Source organism: Micromonospora sp. AMSO31t (assembly GCF_008868175.1).
GTDB lineage: Bacteria > Actinomycetota > Actinomycetes > Mycobacteriales > Micromonosporaceae > Micromonospora.
The window spans coordinates 1-17,179 of the sequence record NZ_WBKT01000120.1 but is presented as its reverse complement, the minus strand read 5'-3'; the positions used below and the strand labels follow the sequence as shown (position 1 = coordinate 17,179).

The following is a 17,179-nucleotide window of genomic DNA, read 5'->3' as shown; positions in this document are numbered from 1 at the left end:
TCCGTGCGCATCCTGCTGCTCTCCACCGCCGACACCGACCTGCTGGCCGCCCGCGCCAGCGGCGCCGGCTACCGGCTGGCCAACCCCGCCCGGGTCGCCGCCGACGCCGTGCCCGCGCTGCTCGACGGCGTCGACCTGGCCGTCGTACGCCTGCTCGGTGGCCGGCAGGCGTGGCCGGACGGCCTCGCCGCGGTGCTCGCCTCCGGCGTGCCCACGGTCGTGCTCGGCGGCGAGGCGGTGCCCGACGCGGAGCTCATGGCGGCGTCCACCGTGGCCGCCGGGGTGGCCGCTGAGGCCCTCGCCTACCTGGTCGAGGGCGGGCCGGAGAACCTGGCCGAGCTGGCCCGGTTCCTCTCCGACACGGTGCTGCTCACCGGCGAGGGCTTCGCCCCGCCCGCGCCGACCCCGCCGCACGGGATCCTCGGCACCGACCCGGCGCCCGACGGCCGGCCCGTGGTCGGCATCGTCTTCTACCGGGCGCACGCCCTGGCCGGCAACACCGCCTTCGTCGAGACCCTGGCCGACGCGGTCACCGCGGCCGGCGGCCAGCCGCTGCCGGTGTTCTGCGGCTCGCTGCGCGGCCTCGCCCCGGGCGCGGGCCCGCTGGAGCTGTTCGGCCGGTGCGACGCCCTCGTGGTGACGGTGCTCGCGGCCGGCGGCACGGTCGCCGCGGACGCGTCCGGGGGCGGTGACGAGGACGCCTGGGACGTCGGCGCGCTCGCCGCCCTGGACGTGCCGATCGTCCAGGCGCTCTGCCTGACCAGCGACCGCGACCGGTGGGCGGCCAGCGACGCCGGACTGTCCCCGCTGGACGCCGCCATGCAGGTGGCCATCCCCGAGTTCGACGGCCGGATCGTCACCGTGCCGTTCTCGTTCAAACGGATCGACGCCGACGGGCTCTCGGTCTACCAGCCGGACCCGGAGCGCGCCGCCCGGGTCGCCGGCATCGCCGTCCGCCAGGCGCGGCTGCGGCACGTGCCCAACGCCGACAAGCGCCTGGCCATCGTGCTCAGCTCGTACCCGACGAAGCACTCCCGGGTCGGCAACGCGGTCGGCCTGGACACCCCGGCCTCGGCGGTCCGGCTGCTCGCCGCCCTGGCCGAGGCCGGCTACCACCTGGGCGACGCTCCCGTGCCGGACGACGGGGACGCCCTCATCCACGCCCTGATCGCCGCCGGCGGGCACGACGTCGAGTGGCTCACCCCCGAACAGCTCGCCGCCGCCGAGGCGCGGGTGCCGGGGGAGACCTACCGGCGCTGGTTCGACGCGGTGCCCGCCCCGCTGCGGGACCGGATGCGCGAGCACTGGGGCGAGCCGCCCGGCCGGCTCTACACCGACGGCGGCGACCTCGTCCTCGCCGGCCTGCGTTTCGGCAACGTGGCGCTGCTCATCCAGCCGCCCCGCGGCTTCGGCGAGAACCCCGTGGCCATCTACCACGACCCGGACCTGCCGCCCAGCCACCACTACCTGGGCGCGTACCGGTGGCTGGCCGCGCCGGTCACCGACGGCGGCTTCGGCGCGGACGCCGTGGTCCACCTCGGCAAGCACGGCACCCTGGAGTGGCTGCCCGGCAAGGGCCTCGGGCTGTCCGCCGACTGCGCCCCCGACGCGGTCCTCGGCGACCTGCCGCTGGTCTACCCGTTCATCGTCAACGACCCCGGCGAGGGCACCCAGGCCAAGCGCCGCGCGCACGCCGTGGTCGTCGACCACCTGGTGCCGCCCATGGCCCGCGCCGAGACCTACGGCGACCTCGCCAAACTCGAACAGCTCCTCGACGAGTACGCCACCGTGCAGGCCCTCGACCCGGCCAAGGCGCCCACCGTGCAGCGGCAGATCTGGGACCTCGTCCGCGCCGCCGAGCTGCACCACGACCTGCACCAGGCCGAGATGCCCGGCGACGAGGACTTCGACGACTTCGTGCTGCACCTCGACGGCTACCTCTGCGAGGTCAAGGACGTGCAGATCCGCGACGGCCTGCACATCCTCGCCGAGGCACCCGCCGGGGAGGCCCGGGTCAACCTGGTCCTCGCCGTGCTGCGCGCCCCGCAGGTCTGGGGCGGGGCCCGCGCGCGGCCCGGGCTACGCCAGGCCCTCGCCGCCCACGCCGGCCTCGACGAGGCGGCGCTGCTCGCCGCGCCCGGCGCCCGGATCGCCGTGCCCGCGGCGCTCACCGAGGCCGTCGACGGGCCGGCCGCCACGGCCGCCGACGCCGTCGACCTCATCGAGGCCCTGGCCCGCCGGCTCGTGCTCGGCATGGAAACCCTCGGCTGGGACCCCACCAAGGCCGGCGCGGTGGTCGAGGAGGTGGTCGGCGGGCCGGTGCCGGAGGCCGCCGACGTGCTCGGCTTCGCCGCCCGCGAGGTGGTGCCCCGGCTGGACCGGACCACCGACGAGATCGGCCGGGTGCTCGGCGCGCTCGCCGGCCGGTTCGTGCCGCCCGGCCCGTCCGGCTCGCCCACCCGGGGGCTCGTCAACGTGCTGCCCACCGGCCGCAACTTCTACTCCGTCGACCCGAAGGCCATCCCCAGCCGCAACGCCTGGGACGTCGGGGTCGCCCTCGCCGACTCGCTGCTGGCCCGGCACCTCGCCGACACCGGGGCGTACCCCCGCTCGGTCGGGCTCACCGTCTGGGGCACCAGCGCCATGCGCACCCAGGGCGACGACATCGCCGAGGTGCTGGCGCTGCTCGGCGTCCGTCCGGTGTGGGACGACCGCTCCCGGCGGGTCACCGGCGTCGAGGTGGTGCCGCTGCCCGAGCTGGGCCGCCCCCGGGTCGACGTCACGGTGCGCATCTCCGGCTTCTTCCGGGACGCCTTCCCGCACGTCGTCGCGCTCATCGACGACGCCGTCCGGCAGGTCGCCGCGCTCGACGAGCCGGCCGCCGGGAACTTCGTGAAGGCACACGTCGACGCGGACGTCGGCGAGCACGGCGACGCGCGCCGGGCCACCGCCCGCATCTTCGGCTCCAAGCCCGGGGCGTACGGGGCCGGGCTGCTGCCGCTCATCGACGCCCGGAACTGGCGCACCGACGCCGACCTGGCCGAGGTGTACGCCGTCTGGGGCGGCTACGCGTACGGGCCGGGGCTGGACGGGCGGGAGGCGCGGGCCGACATGGAGCGCTCCTTCGCCCGGATCGCCGTCGCCGTGAAGAACCAGGACACCCGCGAGCACGACATCGTCGACTCCGACGACTACTTCCAGTACCACGGCGGGATGGTGGCCATGGTCCGCCACCTCACCGGCGGGTCCCCGGCCGCCTACGTGGGCGACTCGGCCATGCCGCACGACGTGCGTACCCGCACCCTCGGCGAGGAGACCCGCCGGGTGTTCCGCGCCCGGGTGGTCAACCCCCGCTGGATCGCCGCCATGCGCCGGCACGGCTACAAGGGCGCCTTCGAGCTGGCCGCCACCGTGGACTACCTGTTCGGCTACGACGCCACGGCCGGGGTCGTGGACGACTGGATGTACGAGCGGCTCGCCGAGGCGTACCTCTTCGACCCGGAGACCCGGGAGTTCCTGGAGCGGTCCAACCCGTGGGCGCTGCGCGGCATCGCCGAACGGCTGCTGGAGGCCGCCGACCGCGGGCTGTGGGCTGCGCCCGAGCCGGTCACCCTCGACCGGCTGCACGAGACGTACCTGGCCAGTGAGGGCGACCTGGAGGACCGGCAATGACGAGCTATCCGTTCAGCGCGGTGCTCGGGATGGACGAGATGCGGCTCGCCCTGCTGCTCAACGCGGTCAGCCCGGCGAGGGCACGCACGGCGGTGGACTTGGCGGTGCCCTTCTCGCCGCGGACCAGCACCCCGCCGATGGCCGGGACCGGTCGGGAGGGTCCGACGAGGACGGACGCCCCGGGTCACCGGACGGCGGGAGCGGCGGGACCGGCCGCGCCGCCGCGGATCCGGATCGGTCCGGCCACCCGGGTGACGACGCGGGCGGCGACGAGGCCGACGCGCACCGGCCCGGCGGTGGCGCGCCGCACGGTGGCGGCGACCGGGGACGGCCGCACGCCCGGCGGTTCCGCCCGGGCGGCCGGCCGGGCGATCCGGACCGTGCGGAGGGCGGGACCGTGGCCGTGCCCGACCGGGGGCTGCGCGCCCGGCTGCTCACCGCGCCCGGCGTGGGCGAGGGCGTGCCGGGCCGGCGCTCCCGGGCCCGCACGGGACGTGGCCACACCACCGGCGCCCGCGTGCCCGCCGGCCCGGCCGGCGCGCTGCACCTGCCGGCCACCGTCCGGGCCGCCGCCCCCCACCAGGCCGCCCGCGGCCGGACCGGCGGGCCGCTGCGACTGCGCCCGTCCGACGTGCGCGAGGCGGTCCGCGAGGGACGCGAGGGCAACCTCGTCCTCTTCGTGGTCGACGCGAGCGGGTCGATGGGCGCGCGGCAGCGGATGTCCGCCGTCAAGGGCGCCGTGCTGGCGCTGCTCACCGACGCCTACCAGCGGCGGGACAAGGTGGCCGTGGTCGCCTTCCGGGGCGCCGGGGCGCAGACCCTGCTGCCGGCCACCTCCTCGGTGCTCGCCGCCTCGGCCCGGCTGGCCGAGCTGCCCACCGGCGGGCGTACCCCCCTCGCGGAGGGGCTGCTGGCCGCGGCCGACCTGCTGCGGGTGGAGCGGCTACGCGACCCGAGGCGCCGCCCGCTGGTGCTGGTGGTCACCGACGGCCGCGCGACCGCCGGCCCCCGCCCGCTCGACCGGGCCGCCCGCGCCGCCGCGGTGCTCGCGGCCACCGGCGCGCCCTGCGTCGTCGTCGACTGCGAGTCCGGGCCGGTCCGCCTGCACCTGGCCCGCCGCCTCGCCCACCAACTGCACGCCCCGCACCACCACCTCGCCGACGTGGCCAGTGACCCGCTCGTCGGCCTCACCACGAGGAGCGCCGCCTGATGCCGCAGGGGAAGCCGTCCCACGTGCCCGCCGACGGGCTGACCACCCGGCAGCGGCGCCACCGCCCGCTGCTGATCGTGCACACCGGACAGATGAAGGGGAAGTCGACGGCCGCGTTCGGGCTGGCGCTGCGCGCCTGGACCGCCGGGCTGCCGGTCGGCGTCTTCCAGTTCGTCAAGAGCGCCAAGTGGCGGGTGGGGGAGGAGAACGCCTTCCGGGCCCTCGGCGAGGTGCACGAGCGCACCGGGCAGGGCGCCCCGGTGACCTGGCACAAGATGGGCGAGGGCTGGTCCTGGATCCAGCGCGGCGGCGAGGCCGACCACGCCGAGGACGCCCGCGAGGGCTGGCGGCAGATCCGGCGCGACCTGGCCGCCGAGCGCTACGGGCTCTACGTCCTCGACGAGTTCACGTACCCGATGAAGTGGGGTTGGGTCGACGTGGACGAGGTGGTCGCCACCCTGCGCGACCGGCCCGGCTTCCAGCACGTGGTGATCACCGGGCGGGACGCCGACCCGCGGCTGGTCGAGGCGGCCGACCTGGTCGCCGAGCTGACCAAGGTCAAGCACCCGATGGACGCCGGCCAGAAGGGCCAGAAGGGCATCGAATGGTGACGCCCTGGGCGCTGCCGCGGCTGGTCGTCGCGGCCCCGGCCAGCGGGCACGGCAAGACGACCGTGGCCACCGGCCTGCTCGCCGCCCTGCGCCGGCGCGGCTTGACGGTCAGCCCGCACAAGGTCGGCCCGGACTACATCGACCCCGGCTACCACGCGCTCGCCGCCGGCCGCCCCGGCCGCAACCTCGACCCGTGGCTGGTCGGCCCGGAGCGGATCGCCCCGCTGCTGCGCCACGGCGCCAGCGTGCCCACCCCGGCCGACGTGGCCGTGGTGGAGGGGGTCATGGGGCTGCACGACGGCGCGGTCGGCCACGGCGGGTACGCCTCCACGGCCCACGTGGCCCGGCTCGTCGAGGCGCCGGTGCTGCTGGTGCTCGACACCACGGCGCAGGGCCGCTCCGCCGCCGCGCTGGTGCTCGGCATGCGCGCGTTCGACCCGGCCGTGCGCATCGGCGGGGTGGTCCTCAACCGGGTCGGCTCGCCCCGCCACGAGACGCTGCTGCGCGACGCGCTCGCCGAGGTGGGCGTGCCGGTGCTCGGCGCGGTGACCCGGGCCGCCGAGGTGACCGCGCCGTCCCGCCACCTCGGGCTGGTGCCGGTCGCCGAACGCGCGCCCGAGTCGGTCGCCGTGGTGGCCGCGCTCGCCGACCTGGTCGAATCCACGGTGGACCTCGACGCCGTGCTGGCGCTGGCCCGCACCGCGCCGCCGCTCACCGCGCCCGCCTGGGACCCGGCCGCCGCGGTCGGCGGTCCCGCCGGCACCGCCCGCCCGGTCGTCGCGGTCGCCGGCGGGGCGGCGTTCACCTTCTCGTACGCGGAGACCGCCGAGCTGCTCACCGCGGCCGGCGCCGAGGTGGTGACCCTCGACCCGCTGCGCGACGAGGCCCTCCCGGCCGGCACCCGGGCCGTGGTGATCGGCGGCGGCTTCCCCGAGCTGCACGCCGACGCCCTGGCCGGCAACACCGCGCTCCGCGCCGAGCTGGCCGGCTTCGACGGGCCGGTGGTCGCCGAGTGCGCCGGGCTGCTCTACCTCGGCCGCTCCCTCGACGGGGTACCGATGTGCGGGCGGCTCGACCACACCGCCCGGATGACCGGCCGGCTCACCCTCGGCTACCGCGACGCCGTGGCCGCCGCCGACTCCCCGGCGCACCGTGCCGGCGACCCGGTACGCGGACACGAATTCCACCGCACCGTCACCGACCCGGGGCACGGCGACCGCCCCGCCTGGCACTGGGACGGCGCCCCGCACGGCTTCGTGTCCGGCCGGGTGCACGCCTCCTACCTGCACACCCACTGGGCCGGGCACCCGGGCGCGGCCCGCCGGCTGGTCGAGGCGGCGAGCCGGTGACCCCGCCCCACCACCCGCCGGCCGTGTTGACCGGGATCGGGGTCGGACCGGGGGACCCGGAGCTGCTGACGCTCAAGGCCGCGCGGCTGCTGGGCGAGGCCGACCTGGTGTTCGTACCCGTGCTGGACCGGCTCGCCGCGGACCCGGACACGCCCGCGGGCCGGGCCGAGACCACCGTGCGGGCGCACGTGCCCGCGGACCGGCTGCGCCGGCTGCCGTTCGCTCTGGACGACCGCGGCGGGGTGACCGCCCGCCGGGAGCGGGCCTGGGACGCCGCGGCGGAGGCCGTGGTGGCCGCCGTCGACTCCGGCGCCCGGTCGGTCGCGTTCGCCACCATCGGCGACCCCAACGTCTACTCCACCTTCGGCTACCTGGCCGACGGGGTCCGGGCCCGGCGACCCGGGGTCGAGGTGCGGACCGTGCCCGGCATCACGGCCATGCAGGACCTGGCCGCCCGGGCGGGCGTGCCGCTCTGCGAGGGCCGCGAACCGCTCACGCTGCTGCCCGCCACGGCCGGCCTCACGCCGGTCGCCGACGCGCTCGCCGGCCCCGGGACCGTCGTCGTCTACAAAGGCTGGCGCCGCCACCCGGACCTGGTCGACGAGCTGCGGCGGCAGGGCCGGCTGGCCGGCGCCGTGCTGGGCCGGTCGCTCGGCCTGCCCGGCGAGCGGATCGGGCCGGTGGACGCCGCCGCCGCCGACCTGCCCTACCTGTCGACGCTGCTGGTCCCGGCCCGCCGGGACGGCCGGGGAGGAAAACTGTGACCATCACCGGCAAGGTCTGGTTCGTCGGGGCCGGCCCCGGCGCCGCCGACCTGCTCACCCTGCGCGCCGCCCGGGTCATCGCGGAGGCCGACGTGGTGATCTGGGCGGCCAGCCTGGTGCACGCCGACGTGCTCGCCCACGCCCGCCCGGGCGCCGAGATCGTCGACTCCTCCCAGCTGCCCATCGAGGGCGTCCGGCCGCTCTACGAACGGGCCGCCGCGCAGGGGCTGACGGTGGCCCGGATCCACTCCGGCGACCCGGCCCTGTGGGGCGCCGTGCAGGAACAGCTCGACCTGTGCCGCGACCTCGGCCTGGCCGTGGAGGTGGTGCCCGGGGTGTCCTCGTTCACCGCGGTCGCCGCGCTGGTCGGCCGGGAGCTGACCATCCCCGAGGTCGCCCAGTCGGTGATCCTCACCCGCCTGGAGGGCGGCAGGACGCCCATGCCGCCCGGCGAGCGGGTCCGCGAGTTCGCCCGGCACGGCACCACCATGGCGCTGTTCCTCTCCGCCGCCCGCTCCGGGCAGGCCCAGGCCGAGCTGCTGGCCGGCGGCTACCCGCCGGAGACGCCCGTGGTGGTGGCCTACCAGGCGACCTGGCCGGACGAGCTGGTGGTGCGGTGCGTGCTGGGCGAGCTGGAGGCCACCGTCAAGGCGCACAAGCTCTGGAAGCACACCCTGTTCCTGGTCGGGCCGGCGCTCGCCGCCACCGGCACCCGCTCGCACCTCTACCACCCCGGGCACTTCCACACCTACCGCCGGGCCGAGCCGGGCGCCCGCGCCGCGCTGCGCCGCGCCCGTGCCGACCGGTCCGGCGACCCCGGGGACGGCCGGTGACGTACGCCGACCCGCCGCTGCGCGAGCCGGACCTGCCGCGCACGGCGAAGGTCCGGCCCACCGCGCTGCGTACCGGCTGGACCACCGGCGCGTGCGCCACGGCGGCGACCAAGGCGGCGCTGACCGCGCTGGTCACCGGCGAGCCGCAGCACCAGGTGGAGATCGGCCTGCCGGCCGGCCGGCGGGTCACCTTCGCGGTGGCCCGCTGCGACCTGGACCGGGCCCGGCGGGCCGAGGCCGTGGTGGTCAAGGACGCCGGCGACGACCCCGACGTCACCCACGGCGCCGAGCTGACCGCCACGGTCACCTGGCGGGACGAGCCCGGGCTGCGCCTGGACGGCGGGCCGGGCGTCGGCACGGTCACCCGGCCGGGACTCGGCCTGGCGGTCGGCGGCCCGGCCATCAACGAGACCCCGCGCTGCATGATCGGCCAGGCCGTCGCCGAGGTGGTCGACCTCGGGGAGACCGGCGTCCGCGTGGTGATCAGCGTGCCGCGCGGCGAGATCATGGCCCGCAAGACCACCAACCGGCGGCTCGGCATCCTCGGCGGCATCTCCATCCTCGGCACCACCGGGATCGTCCGGCCGTTCTCCACCGCCTCCTGGCGGGCCAGCGTGGTGCAGGCCGTGCACGTGATGGCCGCCCAGGGGGAGCGGACCGTGGTGCTCTGCACCGGCGGGCGGACCGAGCGGGCGGCCCGGGCGCTGCTGCCGGAGCTGCCCGAGGTGTGCTTCGTCGAGGTCGGCGACTTCACCGGCGCGGCGGTCACGGCCGCCGTCGGCGACGGGATGACCGGGGTGGTCTTCGTCGGCATGGCCGGCAAGCTGGCCAAGCTCGCCGCCGGCATCCTGATGACCCACTACACCCGCTCCACGGTGGACCTGTCGCTGCTCGGCGCGGTGACCGCCGAGGCCGGCGGCGACCCGGACCTGGTCGCCGCCGTCACCGCCGCCAACACGGGGCGGCACGCGTACGAGCTGTGGGCGGACGCCGGGCTGCTCGGCCCGGCCGGGGACCTGCTCTGCCGCCGGGTCCGGCAGGTGCTGCTCCGCTTCGCCGGGCACACGGTCGGCGTCGACGTGGCCATGGTGGACTTCGCGGGCACCCGGGTGGTCGCCTCCTCCGGGCGGTGGGCCGCGTGAGCCCGACCGTCGTCGTGGCGGGGGTCGACGCCGCCGGCCGGCCCGCGCACCCCGTGCTCGCGCAGGCGCTGGCCGGCGCCGGGCTGATGGTCGGCGCGGCCCGGCACCTGGCCGCCGTGCCCGTGCCGCCCGGCTGCGCCACCGTCGTCCTCGGCCCGCTCGCCCCCGCCCTGCACCGCCTGGCCGCCGCCGTCGCCGCCGGCACGCCCGCGGTGGTACTGGCCAGCGGCGACCCCGGGTTCTTCGGCATCGTCCGCCGGCTCCGGGCGGCCGGCCTGCCGGTGCGGGTGCTGCCCGCCGTCTCCAGCGTCGCCGCCGCGTTCGCCCGCGCCGGGCTGCCCTGGGACGGCGCCGCCGTCGTCACCGCGCACGGCCGGGACCCCCGCCCCGCGCTCAACGCCTGCCGGGCGCTGCCCGCCGTCGCGGTGCTCACGGCCCCCGGCGCCGGCGCGGCCGAGCTGGGCGCCGGGCTGGCCGGCTGGGACCGCCGGCTGGTCGTGGCCGAGCACCTCGGCACCCCGGACGAGCGGGTCACCTGGACCACCCCGGCCGAGGCCGCCGCGACGACCTGGGCCGACCCGCACGTCGTGCTCAGCCTCGTCCCGGAGACCGTTCCGCCTCGGACGGCGCCGCTTTCCGCCGTGGACGGGCCGTCGGCGGCCGGGATGCGCGCCGACGACCAGCCGGCCGCCGCGCCGGCCGGGGGCTGGGCGCTGCCCGAGTCCGCGTACGCGCACCGGGACTCCATGATCACGAAGGCCGAGGTCCGGGCGCTCGCGGTGGCCCGGCTGCGGCCCCGGCTGGGCCGGCTCGTCTGGGATGTCGGAGCCGGGAGCGGCTCGGTCGGCATCGAGTGCGCCCTGCTCGGCGCGGCGGTGCTCGCCGTGGAACGCGACCCGGACGCGCCGATCCGCGCCAACGCCGCCCGGCACGGCGTCGACGTCCGGGTGGTGACCGGGGCGGCCCCGGCGGCCCTGGCCGGGCTGCCCGACCCGGACGCGGTCTTCGTCGGCGGGGGCGGCGTGGACGTGCTCGCCGCGGTGGCCGACCGCCGCCCGCCCCGGGTGGTCGTCACCCTGGCCGCCGTCGACCGGGTCGCGCCGGCCGTGCACCTGCTCCGCGCCGCCGGCTACGCGGTCGACGGCTGCCAGCTCAGCGCCGCCCGCCTCGCCGACCTGCCCGGCGGCTCGCTGCGCCTGGCCGCCACCAACCCGGTCGTCCTGCTCACCGGGGAGCACCCATGACGACCCACCCGGAGGAACCCGTGCCCACACCCTCGGACCTGTCAACAGGGGAACCCTGCTCCACCGGAGGCGTCAACAAGAGGCCCGTCCTTGTGGGGCTCGTGGCGGCGACCGCGGCCGGGCGGCGGCACGCGCGCGTCGTTGCCGCGGCCTGGCCGCACGCCCGGCTCGTGGCGGCGGCGAGCGCCGCCGACGCGCTGCGGGCCGCCTGGCGGGAGTGCGACGCCGTGGTCGCGTTCCTGGCCACCGGCGCGGTCGTCCGCATCCTGGCCCCGCTGCTCGGTGACAAGCACACCGACCCGGCCGTGGTGGTCGTCGACGAGGCGGCCCGGCACGCCGTGGCCCTGCTCGGCGGCCACGCCGGGGGCGCCAACGCCCTCGCCGCCGAGGTGGGCGCGCTGCTCGACGCCCGGCCCGTGGTCACCACCGCCACCGACGCGGTCGGCCTGCCCGGGCTGGACACCCTCGGCTGGCCCGTGGAGGGCGCGGTGGCCGCGGTGTCCCGGGCGATCCTCGACGGCGAGCCGGTCCGGCTGGTCGCCGACGCCACCTGGCCGCTGCCCGCCCTGCCGGAGCACGTCCACATCGAGGTCACACCCCCGCCGGCCGGCTCCGGCACGCCGGCCGCCACCCCGGACACCACAGGGACGCCGACCGTGGGAGCGGCCGCCGCCGGAACCGGCGCGAGCACTGGCGGGTGGCGGATCCTCGTCACCGACCGGGTCGTTCCCCTCGACGGGCGGACCGTGGTGCTCCGGCCGCCGTCCCTGGTCGCGGGCGTCGGCTCCAGCCGGGGCGTGCCCGCCGCCGAGGTGACCGGCCTGCTGCGCCGGGCGCTCGCCGACGCCGGCCTCAGCCCGGCCAGCCTGCGCTGCCTGGCCAGCGTGGACCTCAAGGCCGACGAGGCGGGCATCCGGGCGGCCGCCGACGCGTACGGCGTACCCCTGGAGACCCGGTCCGCGGCGGAGCTGGCGGCGGTCGAGGTGCCGCACCCCAGCGAGGTGGTCCGGGCAGCGGTCGGCACGCCGAGCGTCGCGGAGGCCGCGGCGCTGCGCGGCGGCGGCACGCTGCTGGTGCCGAAGACCGCCTCGGCGATGGCCACCGTCGCGGTGGCCCGGCACGCCCCGCGCGGCCGGCTCGCGCTGGTCGGCCTCGGCCCCGGCGCGGCCGACCTGCGCACCCCGCGCGCGGTGGCCGAGCTGCGCCGGGCCGCCGTGGTGGTGGGCCTGGACCAGTACGTCGACCAGGTCCGCGACCTGCTCCGCCCCGGCACCCGGGTGCTGGCCAGCGGGCTCGGCGCGGAGGAGGAGCGGGCCCGGGCCGCCGTCGCCGAGGCCACCGCCGGCCACGCCGTCGCCCTGGTCGGCTCCGGCGACGCCGGGGTGTACGCGATGGCCAGCCCCGCCCTCGAGTACGCCGACGACCGGATCGACGTGGTCGGCGTGCCCGGGGTGACCGCCGGCCTCGCCGCCTCGGCGCTGCTCGGCGCGCCCCTCGGGCACGACCACGTCTACCTGAGCCTGTCCGACCTGCACACCCCCTGGGAGGTGATCGCGGGCCGGGTCGCCGCCGCGGCGGAGGGCGACCTGGTGGCGTTGCTCTACAACCCGCGCAGCCGCACCCGGGACTGGCAGCTCGGCGCGGCGCTGGACACCTTCGCGGCGCACCGCCCACCGGACACCCCGGTCGGCGTGGTGCGCAACGCCAGCCGCCCCGGCGAGCGGGTGCACCTGGCCACCCTGGGCACCCTCGACCCGGCCCTGGTCGACATGTACAGCGTGGTGGTGGTGGGCAGCTCGCAGACGCGGGTGGTCGCCGGCCGGATGGTCACGCCCCGGGGGTACCGGTGGCGGTCGTGACCATCGGCCCCTGCCAGGGCTGCGGCGCCTGCCTGCTCACCTGCCCGACGCACGCCATCCGCCCCACCCCCGCCGGCCTGCGGGTCACCGACCGCTGCACCGGCTGCCTCGAATGCCTGGAGATCTGCCCCGTGGACGCCATCCGCGTCGACCCCGAACCCCGAGGAGAGCGATGACCTCGACCCCGACCGCCGCCCCCACGATCGGCCGCTGGAGCCGCGCCGAACGGGCCCGCCTCGGCGGCATCGTCTGCGCGGTCGCCGCGCTGCACGTCGCCGGCGTGACCCTCTACCTGTACTGGAACAACCAGCCGGCGGCGGCCGGCGGGCTGGCCGGCGCCGGCACCCTGGCCTACGTGCTGGGGGTGCGGCACGCCTTCGACGCCGACCACATCGCCGCCATCGACGACACCACCCGGCTCATGCTGCTGCGCGGCCGGCGGCCGGTCGGCGTCGGCTTCTTCTTCGCCCTCGGGCACAGCGCCGTGGTGCTGCTGCTCGCCCTCGTCGTCGGGCTCGCCTCGACGCGGCTGACCGGCGACCGGATGGCCGGCGTCCGCGAGGTCGGCGCCACCGTCGCGATCGTCACGGCCACCGGCTTCCTGCTGCTCGTGGCGGCCCTCAACGCAGTGGTGCTGGCCGGGCTGGCCCGGCTCTGGCGGCGGCTGCGCGCCGGCGCGCTGGACGAGACCGAACTGGACCTCATGCTGCTCAACCGGGGGCTCATGCACCGGATCCTCGGGGCCCGGGCCCGCACCCTGGTCCGCTCCTCCTGGCACATGGCCCCGGTCGGCTTCCTCTTCGGGCTGGGCCTGGAGACGGCCAGCGAGGTGACCCTGCTGGCCCTGTCGGCGAGCACCGCCGCCGCGGGTGGCCTGCCCGTGCTGGCGCTGCTCACCCTGCCGCTGCTCTTCGCCGCCGGGATGTCCGCCATGGACACCGCGGACAGCCTGCTGATGAGCCGCGCCTACTCGTGGGCGTACCGGCAGCCGGCCCGGCGGCTCTGGTACAACCTGGCCACCACCACGATGACGGTGCTGGTCGGTGGCCTGGTCGCCAGCGTCTACCTGGCCGGGCTGCTCGCCGACCACCTCGGGCTCACGGCCCTGGCCGGGTACGCCTCGATCGCCGACCACTTCGAGCAGCTCGGCTACGCCGTGGTGGGCCTCTTCGCCCTCGCCTGGGGCGGCGCCGTGCTGCTCTGGCGGCTGCGCGGCTACGACCGCCGCTACGGGCCGGCCGGCTCATGAGCCGGCCGGTGCACCCGATCGAGGCCGAGTCCTACCGGATCCTGCGCGAGCGGGTCGACCTGTCGCACCTGCCGCCGCTGACCCGGGCGGTGACCGAGCGGGTGGTGCACGCCAGCGCCGACCTCGACTACGTCGCCGACCTGGTCTGCGACGAGGACGGCCTGGCCGCCGGGCTGGCCGCGCTACGGGCCGGCGCGCCGATCGTCACGGACGTGTGGATGGTCGCCGCCGGCATCACCCGGGCCGGACGGGAGATCGTCTGCCCGGTCGCCGAGCAGGCGGCCGCCGACCTGGGTCGCGCCGCCGGCATCACCCGTTCGGCCGCGGCGGTGCGGATCGCGGCCGACCGGGTCGGCCCCGGCGCGGTCTGGGTGGTCGGCTGCGCGCCCACCGCGCTGGTCGAGCTGATCGCGCTCGACGCGGCCCCGGCGCTGGTGGTCGGCCTGCCGGTCGGCTTCGTCGGCGCGGCCGAGTCCAAGGCGGCGCTGCGGGCCAGCGGCCTGCCCGCCGTGTCCAACGTGGGCGAGAAGGGCGGCTCCGCGGTGGCCGCCGCCGCCCTCAACGCCCTGCTCTACCTGGAGGACACGTGAAGGACCAGACCCCGCTGCTGATCGTCGGGCACGGCACCCGCAAGGCGGCCGGCGTCGCCCAGTTCGGCGCGTTGGTCGAGCGGATCCGCCGCCGGGGCGCGGTCGCCGACGTCGAGGGCGGCTTCATCGAGCTGTCCCGCCCGCCGCTGACCGACGCCGTCGGCGCGCTGGTCGACCGGGGCCACCGGAGCGTGGTGGCGCTGCCGCTGGTGTTGGCGGCCGCCGGGCACGGCAAGGGCGACATCCCCGCCGCCCTCGCCCGGGAGAAGCAGCGCCACAGCGGCCTGCGGTACGCGTACGGGCGGCCGCTCGGGCCGCACCCGCTGCTCCAGGAACTGCTGGCGGAGCGGATCGACGCGGCGCTCGACGGCGCCGACCGGGCCGGCACGTGGGTGGCCCTGATCGGGCGCGGCTCCACCGACCCGGACGCCAACGCCGAGGTGACCAAGGTGGCCCGGCTGCTCTGGGAGGGACGGGGCTACGCCGGGGTGGAACCCGGCTTCGTCTCGCTCGCCGAGCCGTCCGTGCCGGCCGTGCTGGAGCGGCTGCGCCGGCTCGGCGCCCGGCGGATCGTGGTCGCCCCGTACTTCCTCTTCGCCGGGGTGCTGCCGGACCGGATCGTGGCGCAGAGCCGGGAGTTCGCCGCCGACCACCCCGGCGTGGACGTGCGGGTGGCCGAGGTGATCGGCGACTGCGACGCCCTCGCCGACCTGGTCCTGGAACGGCACGCCGAGGCGCTGCGCGGGGACATCCGGATGAACTGCGACACCTGCGCGTACCGGGTGGCGCTGCCCGGGTTCGCCGACAAGGTGGGCCGGCCGCAGACCCCGCACCACCACCCCGACGACCCGGCTGACGGGCACGGCCATCACCACCACCATGCCGGCCACCACGACGAGCCGGCGCTGCGCCCCGGACAGGTGGCCGTGGTGGGTGGCGGCCCCGGCCCGGAAGACCTGATCACCGTACGCGGGCGGGCGCTGCTCGACGCCGCGGACGTGGTGGTGGCCGACCGGCTCGCCCCGGCCGGGCTGCTGCGCCGGCTGCGCCCCGGCGTGCTGGTGGTGGACGCCGCCAAGGTGCCCCGGGGCCCGTCGATGTCCCAGGACGCCATCAACGACACGCTGATCGCGCACGCCCGCGCCGGGCGGCGGGTGGTCCGGCTCAAGGGCGGCGACCCGTACGTCTTCGGCCGCGGCCACGAGGAGGTCCTCGCCTGCGCGGCGGCCGGGGTGGGGACGGTGCTCGTGCCGGGGGTGAGCAGCGCGGTGGCCGCGCCCGCCCTGGCCGGGGTGCCGGTGACCCACCGGGGCGTGGCGCACGAGGTCACCGTGGTGTCCGGGCACCTGCCGCCCGGGCATCCCGACTCCCTGGTGGACTGGGCCGCGCTGGCCCGGGCCCGGGGCACGCTGGTGCTGCTCATGCCGTTCAACACCGTGGGGCGGATCGCCGCCGAACTGCTCGCGCACGGGCGGGCGGCGGAGACGCCCGTGCTGGTGGTCCGGGACGCCGGCCACCCGGCGCAGTGGACGGCCCGGTGCCGGCTCGACGAGGTCGGCACGCTCGCCGAGCGGGAGGACGTCCGGCCGCCGGCCGTGTTCGTGATCGGGCCGGTGGTAGCGCTCGCCGCCGATCCCGCCGCGGCTGATCCGGCTCCGGCGCCTGCCGCGATGCCCGTGCGGGGGTGAGCGCGGCGGCCCGGCGGGTCAGCCGGTGACGGCGCCGCCCAGGAGGTATCCGACGGTGGCCGCCGCGAGGCCGGCGGCCACGCTGCCCAGCGCGTTGGCCAGCGCGTGCCCACGGTGGCCCGCGCGGTGCAGCCGCGCGGTCTCGTAGCCGAGGGTGGACCAGGTGGTCAGCGCGCCGCAGAAGCCCGTGCCGACCAGGGCGGCCACCCCGGGGGAGGCGGGCACGGCGGTCGCCGCGCCGAGCACCAGCGACCCGACCACGTTGACGGTCAGCGTGCCCCACGGGAAGGGGGAGCGGTGCCGGGCCTGCACGGCCCGGTCGGTCAGGTAGCGCAGCGGCGCGCCCACCGCCGCCCCGAGCGCGATCAGCAGGACGGTCACCGGGCCGTCCCGCCCCGTGCCCGGGCCAGCAGCCGGCCGGCCACCGCGTCCCCGGCCGCGACCGCCAGCAGCGCCCCGGCCAGGGTCGCCGCCAGGTACGCCAGCGCGGTGCCCGGTGCCCCGGCGGCGATCGCCTGCTGGGCGTCCACGGCGTAGGTGGAGAAGGTGGTGAAGCCGCCGAGGACGCCGACGCCGAGGAAGGGACGGACCAGCGGCCCGGCCGGTCGGGCGGTGAGCACCGCCATGAGCGCGCCGATCAGCAGGCAGCCGGCGACGTTGATGCCGAAGGTGGCCCACGGGAAGCCGGTGGGCGGGTGCGGGAACGCGGCCTGCAGCCCGGCCCGGGCCAGCGCGCCGAGCACGCCGCCGGCGGCGATGACCCCGAGCACCGCGGCCGGGTGGGCGGGCAGCTCCCGCCGGTCGGCGGGGACGCGCAGGTCGACGTCGGGGTCGACGCGGAACTCGGACGGTCCGGTCACGGTGCCTCCCACCAGGACGGGCATCACTGGCAGGGACCGTTGGCGAGCGTGTCGCGGTTCTCCCGGCGGGTTCCGGGACGGCGGGCCCCACCGCCGGCTCTGGCCCGA

The 17,179-nt window shown here is 77.8% G+C and carries 12 protein-coding genes and 3 pseudogenes; 13 read left to right on the top strand and 2 right to left on the bottom strand.

Features of this window, described 5'->3' with window-relative positions; translation table 11 throughout:
- Positions 1-3: 3 nt before the first annotated feature.
- The 13 genes and pseudogenes from cobN to cobA all read left to right on the top strand — a co-directional run bounded on the left by cobN (position 4) and on the right by cobA (position 16,211).
- On the top strand, positions 4-3,672 hold the full coding sequence (cobN, locus tag F8274_RS22655) for a cobaltochelatase subunit CobN (RefSeq protein ID WP_151464384.1): 3,669 nt from the start codon (positions 4-6) through the stop codon (positions 3,670-3,672).
- A pseudogene (locus tag F8274_RS32690) lies at positions 3,626-4,882 on the top strand (VWA domain-containing protein); the annotation flags it as partial. The gene cobN and the pseudogene F8274_RS32690, both read left to right, overlap by 47 nt.
- Positions 4,882-5,493, top strand: coding sequence for a cob(I)yrinic acid a,c-diamide adenosyltransferase (gene cobO / locus F8274_RS22645; RefSeq protein WP_151464381.1), 612 nt, complete (start codon positions 4,882-4,884; stop codon positions 5,491-5,493). The pseudogene F8274_RS32690 and the gene cobO, both read left to right, overlap by 1 nt.
- Positions 5,487-6,842 (top strand): cobyrinate a,c-diamide synthase, encoded by a 1,356-nt coding sequence (locus tag F8274_RS22640; protein WP_151464380.1) that lies wholly within the window; start codon positions 5,487-5,489, stop codon positions 6,840-6,842. Before cobO ends, F8274_RS22640 begins: the two co-directional genes overlap by 7 nt.
- Positions 6,839-7,606, top strand: coding sequence for a precorrin-2 C(20)-methyltransferase (gene cobI / locus F8274_RS22635; protein WP_151464379.1), 768 nt, complete (start codon positions 6,839-6,841; stop codon positions 7,604-7,606). The genes F8274_RS22640 and cobI overlap by 4 nt, the downstream gene beginning before the upstream one ends.
- 2 nt (positions 7,607-7,608) lie before the next feature.
- Positions 7,609-8,439, top strand: a complete 831-nt coding sequence (gene cobM / locus F8274_RS22630; protein WP_151464383.1) for a precorrin-4 C(11)-methyltransferase — start codon at positions 7,609-7,611, stop codon at positions 8,437-8,439.
- Entirely contained in the window at positions 8,436-9,581 is a 1,146-nt protein-coding gene (locus F8274_RS22625) for a cobalt-precorrin-5B (C(1))-methyltransferase (RefSeq protein ID WP_151464378.1), read from the top strand. Before cobM ends, F8274_RS22625 begins: the two co-directional genes overlap by 4 nt.
- Before the next feature lie 8 nt (positions 9,582-9,589).
- Positions 9,590-10,825 (top strand): annotated as a pseudogene (gene cbiE / locus F8274_RS22620) (precorrin-6y C5,15-methyltransferase (decarboxylating) subunit CbiE); the annotation flags it as partial.
- A 92-nt stretch (positions 10,826-10,917) separates the two neighbouring features.
- Positions 10,918-12,684 (top strand): precorrin-3B C(17)-methyltransferase, encoded by a 1,767-nt coding sequence (gene cobJ / locus F8274_RS22615; protein ID WP_225853921.1) that lies wholly within the window; start codon positions 10,918-10,920, stop codon positions 12,682-12,684.
- Positions 12,672-12,830 (top strand): annotated as a pseudogene (locus tag F8274_RS22610) (4Fe-4S binding protein); the annotation flags it as partial. The gene cobJ and the pseudogene F8274_RS22610, both read left to right, overlap by 13 nt.
- Positions 12,831-12,856: 26 nt before the next feature.
- Positions 12,857-13,933: a HoxN/HupN/NixA family nickel/cobalt transporter gene (locus F8274_RS22605; RefSeq protein ID WP_225853920.1), complete on the top strand. Its 1,077-nt coding sequence runs from the start codon at positions 12,857-12,859 to the stop codon at positions 13,931-13,933.
- Positions 13,930-14,523 carry a precorrin-8X methylmutase gene (locus tag F8274_RS22600; protein WP_151464374.1) on the top strand — a complete coding sequence of 198 codons (594 nt, stop codon included), beginning with the start codon at positions 13,930-13,932 and terminating at the stop codon, positions 14,521-14,523. Before F8274_RS22605 ends, F8274_RS22600 begins: the two co-directional genes overlap by 4 nt.
- Positions 14,520-16,211, top strand: a complete 1,692-nt coding sequence (gene cobA, locus F8274_RS22595) for a uroporphyrinogen-III C-methyltransferase (protein ID WP_151464373.1) — start codon at positions 14,520-14,522, stop codon at positions 16,209-16,211. Before F8274_RS22600 ends, cobA begins: the two co-directional genes overlap by 4 nt.
- Positions 16,212-16,229: 18 nt before the next feature.
- Here the strand turns inward: cobA and crcB are convergent, their stop codons facing one another.
- Both crcB and F8274_RS22585 read right to left on the bottom strand, forming a co-directional pair.
- Entirely contained in the window at positions 16,230-16,592 is a 363-nt protein-coding gene (gene crcB / locus F8274_RS22590; protein ID WP_151464372.1) for a fluoride efflux transporter CrcB, read from the bottom strand.
- Entirely contained in the window at positions 16,589-17,083 is a 495-nt protein-coding gene (locus tag F8274_RS22585; RefSeq protein WP_192579935.1) for a CrcB family protein, read from the bottom strand. Before F8274_RS22585 ends, crcB begins: the two co-directional genes overlap by 4 nt.
- Positions 17,084-17,179 lie beyond the last annotated feature (96 nt).